Raw genomic sequence first — 2475 nt, 5'->3', positions numbered from 1 at the left:
GAACAACCTTAACCAGATTGCCAGGCAGGTTATCTGAACGATCAGCGTATTGCTGAAAATATGGTGTCCCGTTTTTTGCGAAAACAGTATGGTCCGACCCGTATCAGGCAGGAGCTTAGACAGAAAGGTATCGATCAGGAGGTGACTGAAAAGACAATTAAAGACTGTGATGTGGACTGGTTTCAGATGGCATCAGACTGCCGGATTAAAAAATTTGGGGACGATTATCCTTCCGATGCCAGAGAAAAAGGGCGTCAGATGCGGTTCCTGCAAAGTCGCTGGTTTCCGATGGATATGATCATGGAAGCAATCACACCACAGGAAGACTGACGCTTACGCTTCATTTCTTTATTTTCAGTGTGTCAGCTTGTTAAGCGTGACAGGAATATCAACGATAAGTGACGTTTCCTGCCTTACTTCCTCGCCGATTGCCTGTCGTTTTATTAAGGTCAGAAAATGCGGCGATACCGTCCATCGCCCTCCTGTCTCGGAGTGTACTGATACTGTTTTTTTGTTGAGACGGATGATGATTCCTGTGACTTCTTTCTGGTCATTACCGGTGAAGCGTACCACGTCACCCAGCCGAAATTGCGTCATATTCTGCTGTGCACGTTGTTGTTGCAGGGTCCGGAGACGCTCGACAATACACTGATTCAGTGCGCGTAGTTCGCTTTCGCTCAGGGTGCTGACGAGTTCCTGGATATTACGCGGTTTTTGATTTGGTCTACCGCCATTTTTTGGATTACGGGACATGAAGTTTTAGCCATCTGGTGACAAATAATGCCCGAAATTTTACCACAGTCACTGCCATGCATAACCATGCACGCGCGCAAAACTCACCAGCGCCATTGTGCGCTGTTTTTGTGGGGTAAGGCGTGTGTTTTCACGGTTCAGACCTCAGAATCGCGCTGAGGCCGTTTCAGCGGTGCGGACAACGGGTGTTATGGTAAATCCCAGTTATTGGTTGGCTGAGTCGCGCTCTCTCTTTGTGTGATAAAAATACAGGTAGAGCATACCCACGGGCGCGATAAATACTGAGAAGCACCAGCACAGCATCATGGTGATCAGCTTGAAGAACATCATGATAAATGCATTCAGGAAGAAGATGTTTTCCCCCATGATATACCCGACGATACTTTCGTAAACAAATCTTGAGTATGGATAAAGCAGTGTACAAATCACCGCAAAAGATATCGACACAACTAGTTTTCCTGTGTCTGCATGCAGCTGGTTTCCGTTAATCGCCACCGAGATAATTATTGCGGCGAAGATGCATCCGAACATGAATTGTCGGATGTAGTATTGCTTGGATAGTCCGCCGAGTGTTTTTTGAATTAGGTTCACTGTGATTCCATGTGAAGTGGGTTGAGGTCATTACATGGTACTTTTTTATGTAAAAAAACCAATAAAATCCTAATGCCCCCGTGGTGGGTATATAAAAATCACGGGGAGCGGAGCGACCTTCGTCTAGCCCTTCTCTTGTTTTTCTCACCCTGCAAAAGGTTTGATTGTGTGGGTGTAGTGTCAGACCTTCGCAATCACACTACACCGCCTGCTGCTACCTTGTTCGCTCGTTTTATCAGGTGCCAGTTATCGTACTGCGAGACGGGGTAGAGCCTAACTCTTTCGCGGTTAAGTTACGTTTCCACCGTTTGCCTGTTTATCCTGCCGGAGTCCGGGGCGTAGACCTGAGCGTCTAAGGTGCAGATGTAGGTTTAATGTCGTTGAATGGTATTAAGCTGGTAGTGACAAGGCTAGCCAGCCCTGCTAGGATTTGATTGTCACGTCTGATCCTGGCAGGCATCTGCAAGAATTAGAGTACTCAAGCCCTGTGATTCTGTCACGGGGCTTTTGTACATTTAAAGTTCGGAAATCAAAAACATCCCCTCAGGAATACCGTAACGCCCGCCGCAGCCTCACGGCAGGAGCGTAGCGACTGAGTGAGCGAGGAGGCGTCATTTCATCCTTACCTGCATGTCGCACTTACGCCAAGTATCCGCATTTTTCCCCTGCCACATGAAGCACTTCCCTGAATTCCCATATCTATTCACCATACAAAGTCAGTATACACTCCGCTAGCGCTACGTGACTGGTTCAGGGCTGCGCCCCGAAACCCGCCAAAACCACTGACGCGCCTGCGGCTTGTCCAACACCGCGCCGACCGGGAAAAGATTTCCCGCCCGTCCCGGCGTTATCAGGAGGCCGGATTGGCAGACAAACGCAGCAAAATGCTCACCATGTGGGTAACGGAAGACGAGCACCGGCGTCTGCTGGAACGCTGCGACGGTAAACAGCTCGCAGCCTGGATGCGGCAGACGTGCCTGGACGAGAAGCCCGCCCGCGCCGGCAAACTTCCTTCGCTCTCGCCGGCGCTTCTTCGTCAGCTTGCCGGCATGGGGAACAACCTTAACCAGATTGCCAGGCAGGTTATCTGAACGATCAGCGTATTGCTGAAAATATGGTGTCCCGTTTTTT

The 2475-nt window shown here is 49.5% G+C and carries 3 protein-coding genes and 2 pseudogenes; 3 read left to right on the top strand and 2 right to left on the bottom strand.

Going from position 1 to position 2475, the window contains the following annotated elements:
• Nucleotides 1–33: 33 nt before the first annotated feature.
• Both ACSZPU_RS25025 and ACSZPU_RS25020 read left to right on the top strand, forming a co-directional pair.
• Nucleotides 34–141: pseudogene (locus ACSZPU_RS25025) on the top strand (RecX family transcriptional regulator); the annotation flags it as partial.
• Nucleotides 142–330, top strand: a complete 189-nt coding sequence (locus ACSZPU_RS25020; RefSeq protein WP_499004295.1) for a hypothetical protein — start codon at nucleotides 142–144, stop codon at nucleotides 328–330.
• Nucleotides 331–354: 24 nt separating this feature from the next.
• On the opposite strand, the gene ACSZPU_RS25015 is transcribed toward ACSZPU_RS25020, so the two are convergent.
• Nucleotides 355–753: a hypothetical protein gene (locus tag ACSZPU_RS25015; protein WP_499004293.1), complete on the bottom strand. Its 399-nt coding sequence runs from the start codon at nucleotides 751–753 to the stop codon at nucleotides 355–357.
• Nucleotides 754–957: 204 nt separating this feature from the next.
• Nucleotides 958–1344 carry a hypothetical protein gene (locus tag ACSZPU_RS25010; protein ID WP_499004291.1) on the bottom strand — a complete coding sequence of 129 codons (387 nt, stop codon included), beginning with the start codon at nucleotides 1342–1344 and terminating at the stop codon, nucleotides 958–960.
• 884 nt (nucleotides 1345–2228) lie between these two features.
• Between ACSZPU_RS25010 and ACSZPU_RS25005 the strand changes: the two are divergent.
• Nucleotides 2229–2429, top strand: a pseudogene (locus ACSZPU_RS25005) (plasmid mobilization protein); the annotation flags it as partial.
• Nucleotides 2430–2475: the final 46 nt, after the last annotated feature.

This window comes from Phytobacter sp. V69 (genome assembly GCF_965644215.1).
GTDB lineage: Bacteria > Pseudomonadota > Gammaproteobacteria > Enterobacterales > Enterobacteriaceae > Phytobacter.
The sequence above is the reverse complement of the archived record's forward strand: the minus strand, read 5'-3'. Positions and strand labels throughout refer to the sequence as shown.